The organism is Arthrobacter sp. UC242_113, assembly GCF_044054585.1.
Taxonomy (GTDB): Bacteria; Actinomycetota; Actinomycetes; order Actinomycetales; family Micrococcaceae; genus Arthrobacter.
Window position 1 is genome coordinate 1,930,673 of the sequence record NZ_CP171968.1, and the last position, 20,331, is coordinate 1,951,003.

16 protein-coding genes and 2 tRNA genes are annotated in these 20,331 nt (G+C 65.8%); 6 read left to right on the forward strand and 12 right to left on the reverse strand.

Annotation, left to right across the window (positions count from 1 at the left end; translation table 11 throughout):
* Positions 1–211: 211 nt before the first annotated feature.
* The 5 genes from serA to ilvD all read right to left on the reverse strand — a co-directional run bounded on the left by serA (position 212) and on the right by ilvD (position 7,553).
* The gene (gene serA / locus ACHMXB_RS08685) at positions 212–1,801 is read right to left on the reverse strand and encodes a phosphoglycerate dehydrogenase (RefSeq protein WP_111905956.1); all 1,590 of its coding nucleotides are present in this window, start codon (positions 1,799–1,801) and stop codon (positions 212–214) included.
* Positions 1,802–1,918: 117 nt separating this feature from the next.
* Positions 1,919–2,944, reverse strand: a complete 1,026-nt coding sequence (ilvC, locus tag ACHMXB_RS08690) for a ketol-acid reductoisomerase (protein ID WP_190602221.1) — start codon at positions 2,942–2,944, stop codon at positions 1,919–1,921.
* 75 nt (positions 2,945–3,019) lie between these two features.
* On the reverse strand, positions 3,020–3,532 hold the full coding sequence (gene ilvN / locus ACHMXB_RS08695; protein WP_050054685.1) for an acetolactate synthase small subunit: 513 nt from the start codon (positions 3,530–3,532) through the stop codon (positions 3,020–3,022).
* 2 nt (positions 3,533–3,534) lie between these two features.
* A complete protein-coding gene (locus tag ACHMXB_RS08700) occupies positions 3,535–5,436 on the reverse strand; it encodes an acetolactate synthase large subunit (protein ID WP_395404489.1) in 1,902 nt (633 codons plus the stop codon).
* A gap of 395 nt (positions 5,437–5,831) precedes the next feature.
* Positions 5,832–7,553 carry a dihydroxy-acid dehydratase gene (gene ilvD, locus ACHMXB_RS08705; RefSeq protein WP_395404491.1) on the reverse strand — a complete coding sequence of 574 codons (1,722 nt, stop codon included), beginning with the start codon at positions 7,551–7,553 and terminating at the stop codon, positions 5,832–5,834.
* Between the two features lie 225 nt (positions 7,554–7,778).
* Between ilvD and ACHMXB_RS08710 the strand changes: the two genes are divergently transcribed.
* The 4 genes from ACHMXB_RS08710 (at position 7,779) to ACHMXB_RS08725 (ending at position 10,620) form a co-directional block, all read left to right on the forward strand.
* A complete protein-coding gene (locus ACHMXB_RS08710; protein WP_395404493.1) occupies positions 7,779–8,855 on the forward strand; it encodes a hypothetical protein in 1,077 nt (358 codons plus the stop codon).
* 81 nt (positions 8,856–8,936) lie between these two features.
* Positions 8,937–10,133 carry a PQQ-dependent sugar dehydrogenase gene (locus ACHMXB_RS08715; RefSeq protein WP_395405195.1) on the forward strand — a complete coding sequence of 399 codons (1,197 nt, stop codon included), beginning with the start codon at positions 8,937–8,939 and terminating at the stop codon, positions 10,131–10,133.
* A gap of 116 nt (positions 10,134–10,249) precedes the next feature.
* Positions 10,250–10,325 (forward strand) — tRNA-Lys (locus ACHMXB_RS08720).
* Positions 10,326–10,544: 219 nt separating this feature from the next.
* Positions 10,545–10,620, forward strand: a tRNA-Lys gene (locus ACHMXB_RS08725).
* A 96-nt stretch (positions 10,621–10,716) separates the two neighbouring features.
* Here ACHMXB_RS08725 and ACHMXB_RS08730 read toward each other — a convergent pair.
* The gene (locus ACHMXB_RS08730) at positions 10,717–11,745 is read right to left on the reverse strand and encodes a LacI family DNA-binding transcriptional regulator (RefSeq protein ID WP_395404495.1); all 1,029 of its coding nucleotides are present in this window, start codon (positions 11,743–11,745) and stop codon (positions 10,717–10,719) included.
* A 130-nt stretch (positions 11,746–11,875) separates the two neighbouring features.
* On the opposite strand from ACHMXB_RS08730, the gene ACHMXB_RS08735 reads away from it, so the two are divergent.
* Together ACHMXB_RS08735 and ACHMXB_RS08740 are read left to right on the forward strand one after the other, a co-directional pair.
* Complete coding sequence (locus tag ACHMXB_RS08735; protein WP_395404497.1) at positions 11,876–13,060, forward strand: Gfo/Idh/MocA family protein; 1,185 nt, start codon at positions 11,876–11,878, stop codon at positions 13,058–13,060.
* 2 nt (positions 13,061–13,062) lie between these two features.
* Positions 13,063–14,076 carry a Gfo/Idh/MocA family oxidoreductase gene (locus ACHMXB_RS08740; protein ID WP_395404499.1) on the forward strand — a complete coding sequence of 338 codons (1,014 nt, stop codon included), beginning with the start codon at positions 13,063–13,065 and terminating at the stop codon, positions 14,074–14,076.
* 82 nt (positions 14,077–14,158) lie between these two features.
* Here the strand turns inward: ACHMXB_RS08740 and ACHMXB_RS08745 are convergent, their stop codons facing one another.
* From ACHMXB_RS08745 to ACHMXB_RS08770, 6 genes are all read right to left on the reverse strand, one after another.
* Positions 14,159–15,193: a Gfo/Idh/MocA family oxidoreductase gene (locus ACHMXB_RS08745; RefSeq protein WP_395404501.1), complete on the reverse strand. Its 1,035-nt coding sequence runs from the start codon at positions 15,191–15,193 to the stop codon at positions 14,159–14,161.
* A 22-nt stretch (positions 15,194–15,215) separates the two neighbouring features.
* Positions 15,216–16,142, reverse strand: coding sequence for an ATP-binding cassette domain-containing protein (locus ACHMXB_RS08750; RefSeq protein WP_395404503.1), 927 nt, complete (start codon positions 16,140–16,142; stop codon positions 15,216–15,218).
* Positions 16,143–16,147: 5 nt separating this feature from the next.
* Positions 16,148–17,203, reverse strand: a complete 1,056-nt coding sequence (locus tag ACHMXB_RS08755; RefSeq protein ID WP_395404505.1) for an ABC transporter permease — start codon at positions 17,201–17,203, stop codon at positions 16,148–16,150.
* Positions 17,204–17,259: 56 nt separating this feature from the next.
* The gene (locus ACHMXB_RS08760; protein WP_395404507.1) at positions 17,260–18,255 is read right to left on the reverse strand and encodes a substrate-binding domain-containing protein; all 996 of its coding nucleotides are present in this window, start codon (positions 18,253–18,255) and stop codon (positions 17,260–17,262) included.
* A 138-nt stretch (positions 18,256–18,393) separates the two neighbouring features.
* On the reverse strand, positions 18,394–19,188 hold the full coding sequence (locus tag ACHMXB_RS08765) for a TIM barrel protein (RefSeq protein WP_395404509.1): 795 nt from the start codon (positions 19,186–19,188) through the stop codon (positions 18,394–18,396).
* Positions 19,185–20,321, reverse strand: coding sequence for a Gfo/Idh/MocA family oxidoreductase (locus ACHMXB_RS08770; protein ID WP_395404511.1), 1,137 nt, complete (start codon positions 20,319–20,321; stop codon positions 19,185–19,187). Before ACHMXB_RS08770 ends, ACHMXB_RS08765 begins: the two co-directional genes overlap by 4 nt.
* Between the last annotated feature and the right edge of the window lie 10 nt (positions 20,322–20,331).

Genomic DNA, 20,331 nt, shown 5'->3' on the forward strand with positions numbered 1-20,331 from the left:
GCGTGCGCACGCCACGATGACCGCAGAAAATGTGGGGTGTCCCTTGCGGGCGTGCAAAAAGTATTGGCCGGCCTGCCGGCTGGATCCTTAAATTCGAACCTAGCTATTGTAAGCAGACCGGCCAATCATACTTGGCCGGAGTGGACTCCAGGGGACAAGGAGTTCACCCCGCGTTGGGGGACCTGGCCGTCGCCGGCCGGTGTTCGTCGGACTAGTCTTCGAGGTCCACTTCGCGCACCATCTCGGCACCGATGCCGGCCTTGATGGCGTCCAGCACCTGCTGTGGGACCGAGCTGTCGATGGTGAGCAGGGCCAGGACTTGGCCGCCCTCCGCGTTCCGTGCCACCTGCATGCCGCCGATGTTGATGTTGTTCATGCCCAGGATGTGGCCGATGGTGCCGATGACGCCGGGACGGTCAGCGTAGGAGACCACCACGAGGTGCTCGCTGATGGGGATCTCGACGTCGTAGCCGTTCACGCCGACGAGCTTCTGCACCTGCTTGGGTCCGGTCAGGGTGCCGGATACGGAGATCTGCGCACCGTCGCTCAGGGCGCCTCGCAGCGTCAGCACGTTGCGGTAGTCCTCGGCCTCGGGGGTGGTGATGAGGCGGACGTTGATGCCGCGCTGCTCAGCGATCACGGGGGCGTTGACGTAGGACACCTGCTCGGTGACGACGTCGGCGAAGATCCCCTTGAGGGCGGCGAGCTCCAGTACCTTGACGTCAAGCGCGGCGATCTCGCCGGAAACCTCGACGTCGATCTGGGTCACCGAGGCGTGGGTCAGCGCCGTGAAGATGCGGCCCAGCTTCTCGATCAGGGGGATGCCCGGGCGGACGTCGGGGGCGATCAGGCCGCCGGCGACGTTCACGGCGTCCGGAACCAGTTCCCCTGCGAGGGCGAGGCGGACGGACTTCGCGACGGAGACGCCGGCCTTTTCCTGCGCCTCGTCGGTTGACGCGCCCAGGTGCGGAGTGACCACAACATTGTCCAGCTTGAAGAACGGCAGGTCGGTGCTGGGCTCCTGGACGAACACGTCCACGGCGGCACCGGCAATCTGGCGGTCCTGCAGGGCGGTGTAGAGGGCTTCCTCGTCCACCAGGCCGCCGCGGGCCACGTTGACCACGTAAGCCGTGCTCTTCATCTTCTTGAAGGCTTCGGCGCCAAGCATGCCGACCGTTTCCGGCGTCTTGGGCATGTGGATGGTGATGAAGTCAGACTGCGCGAGCAGCTCGTCCAGGGTGACAAGCTTCACGCCGAGCTGGGCGGCGCGGGCAGAGGTGATGTAGGGGTCGAACGCGAGGATCTCGGTGTCGAAGCCTTGGAGGCGGGCGGCGACCAGGGCGCCGATGCGGCCCAGGCCGATGATGCCGATCTTCTTCTCGAAGAGTTCGATGCCTGTGTACTTGGAGCGCTTCCACTCGCCGTCCTTCAGGGCCGCGCTGGCCTGCGGGATGTGGCGGGCAAGGCTCAGGATGTGGCCAACGGTCAGTTCCGCGGCGGAAACGATGTTCGACGTCGGGGCGTTGACCACCATGACACCGGCCTGGGTGGCAGCCTTGATGTCCACGTTGTCCAGGCCGACGCCGGCGCGGGCGATGACCTTCAGGTTCTTCGCGGCGGCAATGGCCTCGGCGTCCACCTTCGTGGCGGAGCGGACCAGGATTGCGTCAACGTCCTCGATGGCAGAGAGCAGCTGGGAACGATCGGCGCCGTCCGTCTGGCGGATTTCAAAGTCCGGGCCAAGGGCCTCGATGGTGGCGGGCGAAAGTTCTTCGGCAAGCAATACTACGGGTTTTGACACAGCTGATCCTCTGCGTTGAAGTCCTGGGGGTACATAAAGTCTAGGCGTACGGAAAGGCCGGGCTCACATTGTTAAGTGTGAACCCGGCCTCACTGCCATACCTTGAAGGGCTCAGCCTTAGCGGGCTGCAGAGCCTTCCACGTAGTCCTCGTCCTGCTGCTGCCAGGAGAACAGGGAGCGCAGCTCGCGGCCGACGCCCTCGATCGGGTGGGACTCAGCCTTGGCACGCAGTTCCTTGAACTCGACACCGCCGTTGTCCTGGTCTTCGATGAAGCGCTTGGCGAAGGCACCGGACTGGACGTCCGCGAGGACGGCCTTCATGTTTTCCTTCACCTCGGGGGTGATAACGCGCGGGCCGGAGACGTAGTCGCCGTACTCTGCGGTGTCGGAAACGCTCCAGCGCTGCTTGGCGATGCCGCCTTCCCACATGAGGTCAACGATGAGCTTGAGCTCGTGCAGCACCTCGAAGTAGGCGATCTGCGGCTGGTAGCCGGCTTCGGTGAGGGTTTCGAAGCCGTACTGGACCAGCTGGGACACGCCGCCGCACAGGACGGCCTGCTCACCGAAGAGATCCGTTTCGGTCTCTTCGGTGAAGGTGGTCTTGATGACGCCGGCGCGGGTGCCGCCGATGGCCTTGGCGTAGGACTTGGCCAGGTCCCAGGCGGAACCGGAGGCGTCCTGCTCCACGGCGATGATGTCCGGGATGCCGCGGCCGGCTTCGAATTCGCGGCGGACCGTGTGGCCCGGAGCCTTCGGGGCGATCAGGATGACGTCAACGCCCTCCGGTGCCTCGATGTAGCCGAAGCGGATGTTGAAGCCATGAGCGAAGGCGAGGGCCTTGCCCGGGGTCAGCTTGTCCTTGATGGAGTCGTTGAAGATCGAGCGCTGGTGCTGGTCCGGCGCCAGGATCATGATGACGTCGGCCCATTCGGCGGCGTCGGCAACGTTCTTGACCGTGAAGCCTGCGTCCTCGGCCTTGGCGATGGACTTGGAGCCTTCCTTGAGCGCGATGACAACCTCGACGCCGGAATCGCGCAGGTTCTGCGCGTGGGCGTGGCCCTGGGAGCCATAGCCCACGATGGCGACCTTGCGGCCCTGGATGATCGACAGGTCTGCGTCGTCGTCGTAAAACATTTCAGTCACTTGCGTAACTCCTCTTGAGTGGATTTTTTGTAGATGTATAGCTTCGGTGCTGCGTTTGCAGGCGTTGCACACCGCTTAGGCGGAGCGCAGCGCCCGATCACTCATGGAGCGGGATCCCCGTCCAACGGCCAAGGTGCCGGACTGCACAATTTCGCGGATACCGAAGGGCTCCAGCACTGAGAGCAGTGCCGTGAGCTTTTCGGGATGGCCAGTTGCTTCAATGACCACCGAGTCTGTGGAGACGTCGACCACTGAAGCACGGAACAGGTCTGCAGCCTGGGTCACCTGCAGACGAGTTGCGGCATCCGCACGTACCTTGACCAGGATGTGGTCGCGCTGTACGGAAGATTCGGAAGTCAGTTCAACAATCTTGATCACGTTGATCAGCTTGTTCAACTGCTTGGTGACCTGTTCGATCAGGTCACCGTCGGCGTCGACGACGACGGTCATCCGGGAGATGCCCGGAACTTCCGTCGGGCCGACGGCCAGGGAATTGATGTTAAACGCGCGGCGGGCGAATAGGCTGGCGACGCGGGTCAGCACACCGGGCTTGTCTTCGACCAGAACGGACAGTGTGTGGCGGCTCATGATCAGTCCTCCTCTTCCCATTCCGGGGTCATGTTGCGGGCAACCTGGATCTGGTCGTTGCTGACCCCGGCGGGCACCATCGGCCACACCATGGAGTCGGGGCTGACCACGAAGTCGATGACCACGGGGCGGTCATTGATTTCCAGCGCCTTCTGGATTGTCGCGTCGATGTCCTCGGCCCGCTCGCACCGGAAGGACGCGCAGCCGTAGGCCTCCCCAAGTTTGACGAAGTCCGGGATGCGGACGGTCTCGTGGCCCGTGTTCAGGTCAGTGTTGGAGTAGCGGCCCTCGTAGAAGAGGGTCTGCCACTGCCGCACCATGCCCAGCGAGGAGTTGTTAATGACAGCAACCTTGATGGGGATGTTGTTGATGGCGCAGGTGGCCAGTTCCTGGTTGGTCATCTGGAAGCAGCCGTCGCCGTCGATGGCCCACACCACACGGTCCGGCTCACCCACCTTGGCACCCATGGCCGCCGGAACGGCATAGCCCATGGTGCCGGCACCGCCGGAGTTCAGCCAGGCGTGCGGGCGCTCGTACTTGATGAACTGCGCGGCCCACATCTGGTGCTGCCCCACGCCGGCAACGTAGATGCCCTCGGGGCCGGTCAGGGCGCCGATGCGCTCGATGACCCGCTGCGGTGCAGTCAGGCCGTCCTCGGGTTCGGTCCAGCCCAGCGGGTAGGTGTCCTTCAGGTTGTTCAGGAAGGCCCACCAATTGGCCAGGTCCGGAGTGCCGGAGGTGCCGAACTGGGTCCGGACAGCTTCCGTCAGTTCCGGAATGATCTCCTTCACGGAGCCCACGATGGGAACGTCGGCCGTGCGGTTCTTGGAGATTTCCGCCGGGTCGATGTCGGCGTGAATGACCTTGGCGTTCGGCGCGAAGGTCTTCAGGACACCCGTGACGCGGTCGTCAAAGCGCGCGCCCAGGGTCACCAGCAGGTCCGCCTGCTGCAGCGCGGTCACGGCCGAGACCGTGCCGTGCATGCCGGGCATGCCCACGTGCTGCGGGTGCGAATCCGGGAAGACACCGCGGGCCATCAGCGTCGTGACCACGGGCGCACCGGTCAGCTCGGCCAACTCGCGCAGTTCAGCCGCGGCGTGGGCCTTGGACACACCGCCACCCACGTACAGCACGGGCTTGCTGGCAGCGGAAATCAGCTTGGCCGCCTCGCGGACCTGCTTGTTGTGGCCGCGGACCACTGGACGGTAGCCCGGCAGGTCGATCTTGGGCGGCCAGGAGAAGGTCATCTGCCCCTGCTGGGCGTCCTTGGCGACGTCAACAAGGACCGGGCCCGGACGTCCGGTCGAGGCAAGGTGGAAGGCCTCAGCCATGACGTGGGGAATGTCGTTGGGGTCCGTCACCAGGAACGAGTGCTTGGTGATGGGCATGGTGATGCCCACGATGTCGGCTTCCTGGAAGGCATCGGTGCCGATCACTCCGCTGGAGACCTGGCCTGTGATGGCCACGAGCGGAACGGAGTCCATGTGCGCATCCATGATGGCGGTGACGAGGTTGGTGGCACCCGGGCCCGAGGTGGCGATGCAGACGCCCACCCGCCCGGTGACCATGGCGTAGCCTTGCGCGGCATGGCCGGCTCCCTGTTCGTGACGGACCAGAACGTGGTTCATTTTGGAGGCCATCAAGGGGTCATAGGTGGGCAGGATCGCTCCACCGGGCAAACCGAAAATATCGTCGACGCCGAGTTCTTCGAGCGAGCGGACAATTGCTTCTGAGCCGGTCATCACCGTCGGGGGTACGACGTTGTTCGGCCCAAGGACAGGAGAGGCGGCTGCAGCAGTGTCGACCCCGGCCTCAGCCGGCTTGTCGACGCGTTCCGGAGCCTTGGCGGCTCCAGCGGACTTTGAAGCCATCAGCGAGGGGCTGATGGGCGATCCTTTGCTCATCGAACTCTTCCTTAGTGGATCTTGAATTGGTGTGGTGCTAGGGAAAACTGAACGTTCCGTCCCGCCCGGAAAATAAAAAAACCCCTCAGCCTGGTGGCTTTTCGAGGGGTTGCGCGTGACAGTTCGTTACCAGTCGGGCTATGGAGCCACGCGCTTGGTAAGTACGACGACGGTGCCGACGGTAACGAAGATCATGCGTTCAGTTTTCCCTCTGGTGGATAGCGTGTCAACGAAGCGGCACGCCATCTCACCATGTGGACAGCATTGTCCACGAATTGATCCTTCCCTAGGGGATCGAACTGCACCCGCCCACTAGGGGCGGCAGGGCTTAATAAGGGGTGATGCCGAGGGTCCCGTTGCCTGAGGCGCTCAGCGCCTCAGGCAACGGGAAGGCATCACCCGCAGTAGGCGCCGGTGGAGGCGCTGTGCACCAGCTTGGCGTACTTGGCCAGCACACCCTTGGTGTACCTGGCCGGCAGCGGCGCCCAGCCTTCCTTGCGGGATTCGAGTTCTGCTTCGTCAACGAGCAGGTCGAAGCTGCGGGCGGCGATGTCCACGCGGATCCGGTCGCCGTCCTTGACGAAGGCGATGGGGCCGCCGTCGACCGCCTCGGGGGCGACGTGGCCGATGCACAGGCCAGTGGTGCCGCCGGAGAAGCGGCCGTCTGTGAGCAGCAGGACATCCTTGCCTAGGCCGGCACCCTTGATGGCGCCGGTGATGGCGAGCATCTCGCGCATGCCCGGACCGCCCTTGGGGCCCTCGTAGCGGATCACCACGACGTCGCCCTTGTGAATGGCGCCGTTGTCCAGCGCGTCCAGGGCGCCCTGCTCGCGTTCAAAGACGCGGGCAGTGCCCTCGAAGACGTCGGCGTCGAAGCCGGCGCTCTTCACGACGGCACCTTCCGGAGCCATGGAGCCGTGCAGGATGGTGATTCCGCCGGTCTTGTGGATCGGGTTGTCCAGCGCGCGCAGGATCTTGCCGTCGACGTCCGGCGGGTTGATGGCGTCGAGGTTTTCCGCGACGGTCTTGCCCGTGACGGTGAGGCAGTCGCCATGCAGCAGGCCGGCGTCGAGCAGTGCCTTCATGATGACCGGCACGCCGCCGATCTTGTCGACGTCGGTCATGACGTAGCGGCCGAACGGCTTCAGGTCACCCAGGTGCGGGATCTTGTCGCCGATGCGGTTGAAGTCGTCCAGTGTCAGTTCGACCTCTGCCTCGCGGGCGATCGCCAGCAGGTGCAGGACGGCGTTGGTGGACCCGCCGAAGGCCATGGTGACCGCGATGGCGTTTTCGAAGGCCTTCTTGGTCATGATGTCGCGGGCCGTGATGCCGTGGCGGAGTAGGTTGACGACAGCTTCGCCGGACTTGCGGGCGAATTCGTCGCGACGGCGGTCTGCCGAGGGCGGGGCGGCCGAGCCAGGCAGGGACATGCCCAGGGCCTCGCCGATGCAGGCCATGGTGTTCGCGGTGTACATGCCGCCACAGGCGCCTTCGCCGGGGCAGATGGCCTTCTCGATGCGGGTGAGGTCTTCCATGCTCATCTTGCCCGCGGCGCAGGCGCCGACGGCTTCGAAGGCGTCGATCAGGGTGACTTCCTTTTCGGAGCCGTCCTCCAGCTTGACCCAGCCCGGCATGATGGAGCCGGCGTAGAGGAATACGCTGGCGAGGTCCAGGCGCGCAGCGGCCATGAGCATGCCCGGAAGCGACTTGTCGCAGCCGGCCAGCAGCACGGAGCCGTCGATGCGCTCTGCCTGCATGACGGTCTCCACGGAGTCGGCGATGACTTCGCGGGAAACCAGGGAGAAGTGCATACCCTCGTGGCCCATGGAGATGCCGTCGGACACGGAGATGGTGCCGAACTGCATCGGGAAGCCGCCGCCTGCGTGGACGCCTTCCTTGGCGCCCTGGGCCAGCCGGTTCAGGGACAGGTTGCAGGGAGTGATTTCATTCCAGGAGCTCGCGACGCCGATCTGGGGTTTGGCGAAGTCGTCATCGCCCATGCCTACGGCCCGGAACATTCCACGGGCCGGAGCTGCGTGAATGCCGTCGGTGACAATCCGGCTCCGGGGCTTGATGTCAGGCTTGTTATCGGTTGCGATCTGGGTGTCCTCACTCATGGGTCAAAGTCTATGACTCCCGAAAGGCCGCCAACGACCGGAAGAGGCTGGTTTGCCTGAATTCGCAGAAAATTTCGATCAAATGGTGGACTCCCGTCTCACATTTTGAGACGGAGGGAGCGCGTGCCCGCTCCCCCACCGGCATTGACAAGCCTAGACAGCCCTATTGACAGCGACGTACCGTCAAGCAACGGCAACCTCGTGTGACGAATGAAAGGTTTTGCTATGGAGTGGATTATCTGGGTCATTGTCATTGTTTTGATCATTGCCATCGTCTGGTGGCTGCTGAACCGGAACTCGCGGGGAACGGCAGCCGACGCGGCACGGACCGAACAGACGGCGCCCCGTGCCGGAGCCGCTCCCGGAGCGTCAACCGGAACGCAAGAGACGCCGTCGGCGGTTTCTGCCGCGGCGGCGGCGGGACCTCCGTCAGCCGCCACCCGGACCGTGCCGGAAACAGGCCGCCTGGCGGAGCCAGACGCGGAGCCAGACGCAGGGCCAGACGCAGGGCCAGACGCAGGGCCAGACGCAGGGCCGGCGGCTGCGGAAGCCGCGCCGCTCGTAGGCCGGCCAGCCCCGGCGTCCACACGCCCGGACCCCGAGGACGTGGAACCGGACATCGAATCCTGGGAAGCCGCCACCGCCCGCCCCTCCTCCGCACGGCCCGCCGGAGGCGATGTTGATGACTGGGACGACGACCAAGATAAAGCCGAATGGGATGCCCAGTGGTCGGACGCCGGCAGTGCCGAGGCAGGCAGCGCAGAAGCAGGCAGTGCCGCGGCAGGCAGTTCCACCCAGCCCGCAGCGCAAGAGCCGGCCGCCCCCACGCATCACGCGGAGTACACGGACCCGCACGCTCCTACCCTGCCAGGCGCGGAATCCGCGGCAGCCGAATCGATGGACGCTGAGGCCGAAACCCGGCAGCGGATCCAGTCCTCCGCCGCAACGGAAGCCGGGGCCAGCCACGAGGCCCAGCCGCATCACCGCGAACCCCAGCCGCATCATCTGGAACAGGGCTTCGGCGCCGAACGTGGTTTCGGCGAGCAGCCCATCCATCGTGAACGGGTCGCCGACGTGGCTGCACCCGCCGCAGGGGACCAGCCGTATGGCGAGGGATCGGCCGCGCCCACAGCAGACGGCAGCGCCCCGGACGGATACACCGTCAAGGGCGACGTCAGCGCCATGACCTATTACGACGAAGACAATGCCGGCTACGAGGACGCCCGGGCGGAAGTCTGGTTCGAGTCCCCGGCACACGCCGAGGCTGCCGGGTTCCGGGCGCCGCGGCGGTCCCGGCGCTAACGCCACGCGGCGGCGGCAAATTGCGGACGGAGTAGGCGGATGACACGCGAACACCCCGGGAAAACCGCAAAGGCCGCCGCCATGCCCCCGGCCGTGACAGCGCGGGCGCATGCCGCCCTCTCGTTGTCCCTGGCCCTGGCGCTATCCCTGTCCGGCTGCACCGGCGACGGAGGTGTGCCGGCACCGGGCAGCACCGGCGCCACGGCCAACAGGGCCACCGCGACACCCACTCCCGGCTCCGGCACACCGGCAACGCGTAGCTCGGGTACTAGTGGACCGGCTACTTCCAGCGCGGCTCCCACACCGCTGCGGGCGCCGGAAGTGCGGAGCAGGATCGAGGGACTGCAGATTCCCTGGTCCACGGTCTTCCTGCCGGACGGCACGGCTGTCATCTCCGAACGCGATTCCGCCCTGCTCAGGTCGGTCCGGGACGGCAAGGTCAGCACCATCGGGGCCGTCCCCGGCGTCGTTCCCGGCGGTGAGGGCGGATTACTGGGCCTCGCACTGTCGCCCGGCTTTGCCTCAGACCGCTATCTCTATGCCTACTTCACCGCGGCCGATGACAACCGGATTGCCCGCATGCGCCTGGAAGGCAGCGGGGGAGCTGGCGGTGCGGACTTCCGCCTGGGTGAGCCGGAGGTAATCTTCTCCGGCATGTCCAAGGCCTCCACCCACAACGGCGGCAGGATCCGCTTCGGCCCGGACGGGTTCCTCTACGTCGGCACGGGAGACTCGCAGCGCCGGGAACAGCCGCAGGACCGGAATGCCCTGGGCGGCAAGATCCTGCGGCTCACCAAGGACGGCGCCCCCGCGCCCGGCAATCCCTTCCCGAACAATCCCGTCTACAGCCTTGGCCACCGGAACGTGCAGGGCCTGGCGTGGGACAGCCAGGGCCGGCTCTGGGCCAGCGAGTTCGGACCCGACGTCAATGACGAACTGAACCTGATCCAGCCCGGCGGAAACTACGGCTGGCCGGAAGTCACGGGAGCACCCCACCGCGACGGATTCATCGACGCCAAGATTGTCTGGCCGTCCACTGCAGACTCCTCGCCCAGCGGACTCGAGATTGTCGGCAGCACGGCCTACCTTGGCGCGCTGAGGGGCCAGCGCCTCTGGGCTGTCCCGCTCGACGGCGAAAACGCCGGCAATCCTGTGGGCTATTTCACGGGACAGTTCGGGCGGATCAGGAACGTTTCGCTGGCCCCAAACGGGGATCTATGGGCTCTCAGCAACAACCAAAACCCTGATTTCGCGCTAATTTTGCGGATTCCACGCTAAGTGGCACCTCCCGCCCACCCCGATTTCACACCGGCCAAAAGTTCGTGTAGAGTTTCATGTCGTTGCGGAGGTCAACGAGGGAAATAAAACGCCCCCGGATGAACGAAACAGCAGATGCACCTCTAGCTCAATTGGCAGAGCAATTGACTCTTAATCAATGGGTTCCGGGTTCAAGTCCCGGGGGGTGCACCACTGAAGCCCCGCCTTCAAGGCCACAAGCCTGAAGGCGGGGCTTTGTCGTTGCCGGAATGCGCGTGATGCCGGCTGCGCGCCAGGCACGTCGAAGCCAGGCACGTCGAAGCCAGGCACGTCGAAGCCATGCGCGTCGAAGTCAAAACATCGTGTAGAGTTTCATGTCGTTGCGGAGTCAACGAGGGAACCTAAAGCCCACGGATGAACGAAACAGCAGATGCACCTCTAGCTCAATTGGCAGAGCAATTGACTCTTAATCAATGGGTTCCGGGTTCAAGTCCCGGGGGGTGCACCACTGAAGCCCCGCCTTCAAGGTCACAAGCCTGAAGGCGGGGCTTTCTCGTTCTTTCGGCCTGGCCTCAGCCTGCCCCGGCGCGCCCGTGAAGGAACCCTAGTCCGGCGCGCTGCCCGACGATCCCCTGACCTGCAGCTCGCTGCTGACCAGATGCCTCCGGCCCGGCAGCTCCGGATTGCCCAGCCGCTCCAAAATGAACTTGCCGGCCTGGACCCCCACCGCGAGATTGCCGTTGTCCACAGAGGTCAGGGACAGGTGGCGGATGCGCGCCAGATACGTGTTGTCGTAGCCGACCAGGGAAATATTCCCCGGAACCGTCACGCCCGCGTCCGCTGCCGCGGACAGCACGCCAATGCAGGCGATGTCGTTGAACGCGAAAATCGCCGTCGGCGGGGTGCCGGCCGCCAGCAGGGTCCGGGCCGCAGCGTAGCCGCTTTCCTCACTCATGCCGCCCGCCACCGTTCGCGGTTGCAGGCCGGCCGCCCGCATCGCCTGCTCGTAACCCGACCGCCGCAGGCGTCCAATCTCATCGGGGCCCTGGAGATGGGCGATGCGCTCGTGCCCAAGCGCAATGAGATGCTCGGTGGCCTTCCGCGCACCCGCGGCGTCGTCGTTAACCACCACATCGACGCCCGGCAGCTCCGGATCAAGCGTGCCCGCCAGCACCACGGGAACCACGGCGGAGGCAGCCCTGATGGCGGCGGACTCCGTTGTGGTTCCCACCACCACCAGGCCGTCAATCCGCTGCTCCAGCAACGCCTCGACGGAGGGTCGGCCGATCCTGCGGTCCGTGTAGGAATCCGCGAGGACGGGCGAAACGCCGGCGGCGTGCAGGGAGGCGGAAAGACCTTCCAGGAGCTCAATGAACCAGGGGTTCCTGAGATCGTTGAGCAGAACGCCAACGGTCCCGGTGCGCGGCATCGAGAGCCCGCGGGCGAGCTTGTTGGGCCGGTAGCCCAGTTCGTCCATCGCATCCAGCACCGCCCGCCGTCGGGCATCACTGACGTTCCCGGAACCCTGCAGAACCAGCGAGACGAGTGACTTGGACACCCCGGCGCGGTCTGCCACGTCACGGATCGTGGGCTTCGCCGCGGGCTGACCGCTGTTGGGGAACGATGGGCTCACGGTGCTCCTCTTCGGGTCATGGCTGCCGGGTGCTGCCACTCCGGTACCAGCCTAAGGGTTGACGAACCGCACCTATCACACTGATTATGGACCGGTCCAAGAAAATTCCAAAGAGTCAAAGAGGATCCTTATGAGTGAACCGCACGCACGGCAGCTTGTGGCCGGAATGGTTGGCGGCGGTGCAGGGGCAGACATCGGCAAGACGCACCGCCGCGCGATGCGCCTGGACGGCGAATACGGCCTGCAGGCCGGCGTCTTCGGCCGCAATCGTGCCCGCTCCGCTGCGATGGCGTCCCAACTCGGCATCCCGGAAGACCGGCACTACGCCGGATACCGCGAGATGGCGGAAAAGGAAGCGGGCCGGAAGGACGGCGTCGATGTGGTGGTTGTTGCGACGCCGAACGACAGCCACTTCGAGATCGCCCGCACCTTTCTCGAGGCCGGCATCTCGGTGGTGTGCGAAAAGCCGCTGACCCGCGACTCAGTGACCGCCGCGGAACTGGTGCGGACCGCCGCTGACAATGGCGCCGTCCTCGCGGTTCCGCACTGCTACTCGGCCTACGCCATGGTGCGCCACGCGGCCCGGATGGTGCGCGACGGCCAACTGGGAAGCGTCACGTTCGCGGACGTGGAGCACGCCTCGGGCTGGGCGGCCACTCCCCTGGAACAAGGCGGGCACAAGCAGGCCACATGGCGGACCGACCCGGACGTCGCCGGCTTCCCCAGCGTGGTTGGCGACCTCGGCACGCATGGCTTCCACCTGCTTCGCTACATCACCGGGCTCGAGGCCGAGAGGGTGTCCGGACGGCTGAAGACCCTGGTTCCGGGCAGGCGGGTCTTCGATCACGCCACCGTCGAACTGCAGCTCACCGGTGCGGTTCCGGGCCGGTTATGGGCCAGCATGGCCGCCGCCGGCCACAACCACGGCCTGCGCATCCGGGTCTTCGGCACGAAGGGAAACCTCGAGTGGCAGCACGAGGACCCGCATCATCTGACGGTCCAGGACCTCGACGGGACCACCACGGTGCTGACGGAAGGGCTGAGCACCCTGTCGGAGGACGCCTCGCGGCTCACCAGGGTTGGGCTGGGCCATCCCGAGGGATTCCTTGAAGCATTTGCCAACTTCTACCACGATCTGGCCGACGAACTGCGCGCACGCCGGGACGGCACCCTGCCGGAGGCCCGGGAGCTGTCCTTCCCCACGGGTTACGACGGCCTTGTTGGTGTCCGGTTCGTCGAGGCCGTGGCAGCTTCAAATGCCCAGGATGCCGCCTGGGTATTCCCCGCAGGTGCCGCGGAGAAGGTGGGGGTCTGACCATGCAGCGCTTCGCACTCCTCGGGGCAGGCTTCATTGGCTCCGTTCACGCCGCCAACCTCGCAGCCCACCCGGACGTTGACTTCCGCCTTGTCTTGGATGTCGACCAGGACCGGGCGAAGGCCCTGGCCGTGAAGCACGGCGCCCGCGCTGCCGCGGACCTGGAGGAGGTGTTCGAGTCCGCGTCCATCGACGCGGTGTTCATCGCCTCCTCCACCGACACCCACGCCGCACACCTGCGCCGTGCCGCCGAAGCCGGCGTAGCAGTACTGTGCGAAAAGCCGATCGACCTGGACCTCGGGCAGGCCCGGGAGACTGCAGCCTTCGCCGCCAGGCACGCGGTGCCGGTCATGGTGGACTTCAACCGGCGCTTCGACCGTGACTACGCCGAGCTCAAAAGGATTGTCGGCGCCGGGGAAATCGGAGATGTAGAGCTCATCCAGCTCACCAGCCGTGGTCCGGCCATGCCGCCGCTCTCCTACATCGCCACGTCGGGCGGCCAGATGCGCGACCAGACCGTTCACTTCTTCGACCTGGTCCGCTGGCTGACGGGAACCGACCCGGTTGAGGTCTTCGCCACCGGGTCAGCCCTGGCAGAGCCGCGGCTGGCCGAGTACGGCGATGTGGATACGTCCGTGGTGTCACTCCGGCTTCCCGGCGGCGCCCTGGTCCAGATCGACTGCGCGCGCCGCACCGGTTACGGGTATGACGAGCGGATCGAAATCATGGGCTCTGAGGGCATGGCCGAGGCCGGCCGCCACCGTGCCGGGGCTGTGTCCCGCTACTACTCAGGGAAGGTGGTGGACGACGGCATGCATCCCGGCTGGTTTGAACGGGTCCAGCCAACCTACGCCGCCGGCCTGGCCCACTTTGTGGCTGCGCTGGAGAACGGCAAAGCGGGCGACGGCGGGTCGGCCGTCACGCCGTCACTCGAGGATGGTTTGAAGGCCCAGGCCATTGCCGAAGCGGCAACGCTGTCCCTGCGCACCGGCAGGACCGAAACGATACAGTACTGATTGGGCGCCTCCCGGCGCGAACGTACAGTTGTGGCCCCTTTTCCGTCCGGAATTGGGGCCACAACTGTACGTTCGCGCTGTGTCAGCCCGCCGCCTGGAGCGCCACCCGCACCGGCGCCCCGGACTGCAGCGATGCCTGGGCGGCGTCCGCCACCATGGACGCTGCGACGGCGTCCTCCGGCGTGCACGGGTTCTGCCGCTGCCCCAGCACTACTTCCACGAAGGCCGCCATCTCGGCACGGTATGCCGTGTGGAACCGCTCGGCGAACGTCATGTGCGGCGGGCCCGCCGGGAATCCGACCCCGGGCTCGGCAGAAGACATCGCCATCTGCTCGTCCATCCCCACCATGACGGACCCAGCGGATCCCTGGAGTTCCAGGCGGACATCGTGGCCCGCCCCGTTATAGCGGGTGGCCGAGACCGTTCCCACGCTGCCGTCGTCGAACGTCACCACAGCCAGCGCGGTATCGACGTCGCCTACAGCACCGATTGCGGGGTCACCGTTGTTGGACCCCTTGGCGAAAACCTCCACGATTTCCTTGCCGGTGAGCCACCGGAGAATATCAAAGTCGTGGACCGAGCAATCGCGGAAGAGGCCGCCGGACGTCGCGAGGAACTCCACCGGCGGCGGCGTCATGTCGCAGGTGACCGCCCTGACCGTGTGGAGCCATCCCAGCTCACCGGCGTCGAAGGCGCGCTTGGCCTCCAGGTAGCCCGGATCGAACCGGCGCTGGTGGCCGATCTGCACAGTGCCGCCCGTGGTCCGGATGTGGTCGAGCACAGGCAGTGATTCCTCGACGTTCACGGCCACGGGCTTTTCGCAGAACACCGGGATTCCCGCGTCCACTCCGGCCCTGATCAGGTCCGGATGCGTGGCCGTTCCGGTGGCGATGACCAGTCCGTCGACGCCCGAGTCAAGCAGGGCTTCAACGGACGGCAGGAACCCGGCGCCGATTCCGCCGGCCAGGGAGCGGGCGTGCTCTTCGGCAACGTCGGTCAGCTTGAGGTTCACCGTGGTGCCCTGCGGTCCCAACAGCCCGTTCAGGCCAGCGATGTTCCGGGCGTGCATGGCGCCGATCCGGCCGACGCCCACAAGTCCAAGAGTTACTTCTTTCATGCTGCTCCTTGTCACGGCTCCCCTACCCGGATGCCCGGCCGGTGTCGGCCGTGGAGTCAGTCACGCCGGCGACCTCGGCCTGGACCTGCTTGACGACGTCCCCGTGGCCGCCGAGCTGTTCGAGTTCGTGGGCGAGTTCGGCGAGTTCTGCGCCGCCGGCCATCTGGGCGGTGAGTTCGTCGAGGGTGATGTCCTTCTTGTCGTAGTAACCAATTGATCTGCCGCGCTTGAGGAGCAGGAACCGGTCCCCGACCGGGAAGGCATGGTGGGGGTTGTGGGTGATGAAGATGACGCCCAGTCCGCGGTCGCGGGCCTGCAGGATGTAGCGCAGCACGACGCCGGACTGCTTCACGCCCAAGGCGGCCGTTGGCTCGTCCAGGATCAGGACCTTCGCACCGAAGTACACGGCGCGGGCGATCGCGACACACTGGCGTTCACCGCCGGAGAGTTGGCCGATGGGCTGCTCGACATCGCGCAGGTCGATGCCCATGTCCGCCAGTTCCTGCTTTGTGATGTCCTTCATGGCCTGGACGTCCAGGCGCTTGAAGGGACCGAACCCCGTGGTCAGCTCGGAGCCGAGGAAGAAGTTCCGCCAGATGGGCATCAGGGGAACGACGGCGAGGTCCTGGTAGACGGTGGCGATGCCGGCATCCAGGGCGTCACGGGGCGAATCGAACTTCCGCTCCTCGCCCATGATGTGGAGGACGCCTTCGTCGTGCTGGTGCAGGCCGGCGATGATCTTGATCAGCGTGGACTTGCCCGCGCCGTTGTCCCCGAGCACGCAGGTCACACGGCCGTTGTCCACGGCCATCGTGACGTCCGTGAGGGCAACGATGTTGCCGTAGTGCTTGCCCACGCTGTCCAGCGAGAGCAGGTGCACCGGGGTGTGGGTCAGCGGGTCCTTCTCGTCCCGGAGGAGTTCCTGCTGGTCGATTTGTTTGGCGTCCATGGTGTTCAGCCCTTACTTGAGTCTGCGCGGCGCTTGACGATCAGGTTCACGATGGTGGCCAGGAGCAGCATCAGGCCCAGGAAGAACTTGAACCAGTCCGGGTTCCACTGCGCGTACACGATGCCCTTGTTGGCCATGCCGAAGATGAAGGCGCCGATCGCGCCGCCCACTGCGGACCCGTAGCCTCCGGTCAGCAGGCACCCCCCGATCACGGCGGCGATGATGTACAGGAATTCGTTGCCCACGCCCTCGCCGGACTGCACGGCGTCGAACGCGAACAGGTTGTGCATGCCGAGAATCCAGCCGCAGAAGCCCACGGCCATGAAGAGGCCGATCTTGGTCGCCTTGACGGGAACGCCCACGGCACGGGCGGCGTTGGCGTCGCCGCCGACGGCGAAGATCCAGTTGCCCACCTTCGTGCGAAGCAGCACCCAGGAGGCGATGGCAACCAGGGCGATCCAGATGAAGACGGTGTTCTTCACGTCCACGCCGCCGATGTTCACGGACGAGGAGAAGATGGCCTGCGCGGACTCATAGCCGTCCATGTTGGAGATGGACGGTGATGAGACGCCGCCGCCGATCATGCGTGTCAGGCCTAGGTTCAGGCCGGTCAACATCAGGAACGTGGCGAGGGTGACGATGAAGCTGGGGAGCTTGGTCTTCATGAGGATCCAGCCGTTGATGAAGCCGATGCTCAGCGACACCACAAGCGCCAGGAGCACGCCGACCCAGACGTTCATGCTGAAGTACCAGCTGAACATCGACGCCGTGAGCGCGGAGCTGATGACTGCGACGCCGGCGGACAGGTCGAACTCTCCGCCAATCATGAGCAGCGATACCCCCACCGCCATGATGCCGATGGTCGAGGAACCGTAGAGCACGGTGGCGAACGCGTTCGGCTGGGTAAAGGTCTGGGACACCGCAGCAAAGAATATGAAAAGGACGATCGCTCCCACCAGGGCGCCCACCTCGGGACGGCCAAGCAGCTTCTGCAAAGGATTGCGCCTGCCGACACGTTCGTCGGTCACCGCCGGTTTGGAAATGGTCTGGGTCATGGTCATTGGAATGCTCCTTGCTGCCCGGTCCGGCGTTTCCGCCGGACCGGGCTGGCGGACTGCTAGCGGATGCCCTGCTGGGCGAAGGTGAGGGCGTTGGCTGCGCCGGCCTTGTCCACGATGGTGGGGCCGGTCAGGACGGGCTGGCCGCCGCCGAGCTTGAAGCCGCCGCGCTTGGCCTGCCACAGCGCATCCACCGAGCCGTAGCCCTGCAGCCAGGGCTGCTGGTCAACGGTGAATTCCACGGCGCCGTCGGCGATCTTCTGGGCGAGCTCGGCGTTCATGTCGAAGGAGGCCACCTTGGCTTTGCTGCCGGCAGTGGTCACCGCCTTGAGGATGGTCAGCGTGTAGGGCGCACCCAGCCCGATGATGACATCGGCATCGGCGGTGGCCTGCAGTTTGGCGGTCACGGTGGAGGACACCTGGGTCATGTCCGTGCCTTGGACGTACAGGATCTCGGTGGCCGGAACCTTCGACTTCACACCCGCACAGCGGGCTTCGAGGCCGACGTGGCCCTGCTCCTGGATGACGCAGACAGGGTGCTTGAGTCCGAGGGAGTTGAGCTTGTCGCCCACTGCCTCACCCGCGAGTTTCTCATTTGAGCCGAAGTGCGTGAACGCGCCCAGTTGGGCGAAGACAGATTCACCGGCGTTGAGGCTCACCACGGGGATGCCGGCGTCGGTGGCCTTCTTCAGGGCGTCCTTCAGGGCGTCCGGCTTGGCCAGGGTCACGGCGATGCCATCCACCTTCTGGTCCACGGCCTGCTGGATCAGCTGGGCCTGACGGCCGCCTTCGGGGTCCGAGGTGTACAGCAGCTCAACATTGTCCTTTGCGGCGGCTTCTTCAGCTCCCTTGCGGACAATATCCCAGAAGGTGTCTCCGGGAGCGGCATGCGTGATGAGCGCGACCTTGATGCGTGGCGTCGACGCAGCCTGGCCGCCGGCCCCGGCATTCGCATTCTCAGGAGCCCTGCCACCGCTGGACGAACAGGCGCTGAGCGCCATCATCGGCACGATGGCGGCTACCAGCGCCGCCCTCCGCCATGAAAATTTCTTCACCGAAAATCTCCTTTGATTCGGGTTCCGGCCGTGCCACGCCGCACCGGCCGGAATGTTGATATCTCTGATCATCGTGACTCGGGTCACAGTTGTCAATCTTTGTCCTAACATTAGGACGATATTAGTTTTCCTGATGCGCTAATCGGCCGTGAAGGCGCGCCGGAACGCCGATAGGGCCCTGTCCCCCGCGGCGACTCCCGCTCCGCCCGACGCACCCGCCTCAAGGCCAATGACGCCCGAGTAGCCCACGCCGGCGAGCGCCTTGGCGACGGCACCGTAATTGACCTCCCCCGTTCCGGGCTCGAAGCGGCCCGGGACGTCGGCCACCTGAATTTCCCCTATCCACGGCTGCGCCCCGCGGACAAGTTCAATCAGGTTTCCTTCGCCGATCTGGGCGTGGTAGAGATCCAGCATCATCCTCACATGCGGGTGGTCGGCCGCGGATACCAGGGCCAGGGTGTCCTTGGCCCGCGCCAACGGTATGCCCGGGTGGTCCAGGACCGTGTTGAGGTTCTCAAGCGCAAAGACCACACCATGCCGCTCACCCATCCGGCCCAGCCGCTCCAGGGTGCGGAGGCCGGTCAGCCACATCTGGCCGGTGGAGCGGTAAAGGGGCCGCACGGCAGCCCCGCCGTCCCCAAGTTCCGCCGGATGCACCACCATGCGCTCGACACCCAGCTCCAACGCAGTCGGAATGAGTTTCTCCGCCGATTCAACCACGCGGTCCGCGCTGTCCGGGTCAATCAGGCTGCCGCCGAAGTAGCCGCTCATGGAGGAGAAACGGGCGCCCGTCGCGGCCAGTGCTGAAATGTCCCGGTTCCGCGTGTCCCAGAGTTCCACCTCGAACCCCTGCCCATGAATGCGCTGTACCCGCTCGACGAGGGGCAACTCGCCGTAGATCATCTCGGCGCAGGCTGCCAGCCGGAAGCTCATGCGCCCGAACCCGTGACATGCAGTCCCGTGAGCTGCAGCTCGGGCTCGGCCGCCTGCAGGTGCGCCACAGCCGAAACGTCCACCGGGAGGCCGGTCTCGTGCGACCGGATCGCCGCCAGTGCCACGGCGAGCGCGTTGCGCGCATCGACGCCGCCCGGAACAGCCGCTCCGCCCGCTGCCCTTCCGGCCCGGCGGGCCGCAACCCCCTCGACGAAGCGGGAAAGTTCAGCGGTGTAGGCGTCGTGGAAGAGGTCGATGTTCAACCGCACGGTGTCCGAGGCAATGCCCCCGGCGGTGTAGCTCACGGCACTGGATGCCTGCGGCCCGCCGACGGCGACCATGCCGGCCGATCCGAACACCTCGCCCCTCACGTCATAGCCATACAGGGCGTTGAAGTTGGCTTCGGCCACCGCGATGGCCCCGTTGCTGTAGGTCACCGTGACCACCGCCGTGTCCAGCAGGCCTCCGGCTTTCGCCTCCGGCGCCACCAGGGCGTCAGCCACTGCATGCACCTTCACCGGAACCGCTCCCGGGTTCAGCCAGTTCAGGGTGTCGAAGTCATGGATCAGTGTCTCCAGGAAGATCGTTCCGGGCGCGATCCGATCCGGGGACGGGATTCCGGCCGCGGTGCCCGGGTCCCGGGTGAGTGACCGCAGCAGCTGCGGGGTGCCCACCGCGCCGTCGTCGATGAGTCTCCGGGCGGCGGCGAAGTCCGCCGCGAAGCGCCGGTTGAAGCCGAACTGGACGTTAACCCCGGCGGCGTCCGCGGCGGCCAGCGCCTCATCCAGTTCTTCGACAGTGCGGCCGCCCGGCTTTTCGCAGAACACGTCTTTCCCGGCCCGGGCAGCAGCTGCGATGAGACCTGAATGGAACCTTGCCGGCGACGCCACCAGGACCGCGTCAATGTCCGGGTCGCCGATCACATCCGCGGGATCTGCGGTGATTCTGGCAACCCCGAGCTTGCCTGCCAGCGCCTCTGCGGCGGGAAGCGCGGGGTCAGCGATGGCATCCAGCCGTGCATTGGGAATCCGGCGGGCCACAGACTCCGCGTGGAAGGCGCCGATCCAGCCGGCTCCAATCAGGCCGAGACGTACGGGGCGGTTGTCGCCGGCCGGTTGCTGGACATAGGTCATGTTGCAATCC

Coding starts and splice junctions, on each gene's coding strand:
- ilvD (WP_395404491.1), bottom strand. CDS start 7,553: ATGAGTGAGGACACCCAGATCGCAACCGATAACAAGCCTGACATCAAG.
- ACHMXB_RS08755 (WP_395404505.1), bottom strand. CDS start 17,203: ATGACCATGACCCAGACCATTTCCAAACCGGCGGTGACCGACGAACGT.
- ACHMXB_RS08745 (WP_395404501.1), bottom strand. CDS start 15,193: ATGAAAGAAGTAACTCTTGGACTTGTGGGCGTCGGCCGGATCGGCGCC.
- ACHMXB_RS08770 (WP_395404511.1), bottom strand. CDS start 20,321: ATGACCTATGTCCAGCAACCGGCCGGCGACAACCGCCCCGTACGTCTC.
- ACHMXB_RS08765 (WP_395404509.1), bottom strand. CDS start 19,188: ATGAGCTTCCGGCTGGCAGCCTGCGCCGAGATGATCTACGGCGAGTTG.
- ACHMXB_RS08740 (WP_395404499.1), top strand. CDS start 13,063: ATGCAGCGCTTCGCACTCCTCGGGGCAGGCTTCATTGGCTCCGTTCAC.
- ACHMXB_RS08710 (WP_395404493.1), top strand. CDS start 7,779: ATGGAGTGGATTATCTGGGTCATTGTCATTGTTTTGATCATTGCCATC.
- ACHMXB_RS08700 (WP_395404489.1), bottom strand. CDS start 5,436: ATGAGCAAAGGATCGCCCATCAGCCCCTCGCTGATGGCTTCAAAGTCC.
- ACHMXB_RS08715 (WP_395405195.1), top strand. CDS start 8,937: ATGCCCCCGGCCGTGACAGCGCGGGCGCATGCCGCCCTCTCGTTGTCC.
- ACHMXB_RS08750 (WP_395404503.1), bottom strand. CDS start 16,142: ATGGACGCCAAACAAATCGACCAGCAGGAACTCCTCCGGGACGAGAAG.
- ilvN (WP_050054685.1), bottom strand. CDS start 3,532: ATGAGCCGCCACACACTGTCCGTTCTGGTCGAAGACAAGCCCGGTGTG.
- ACHMXB_RS08735 (WP_395404497.1), top strand. CDS start 11,876: ATGAGTGAACCGCACGCACGGCAGCTTGTGGCCGGAATGGTTGGCGGC.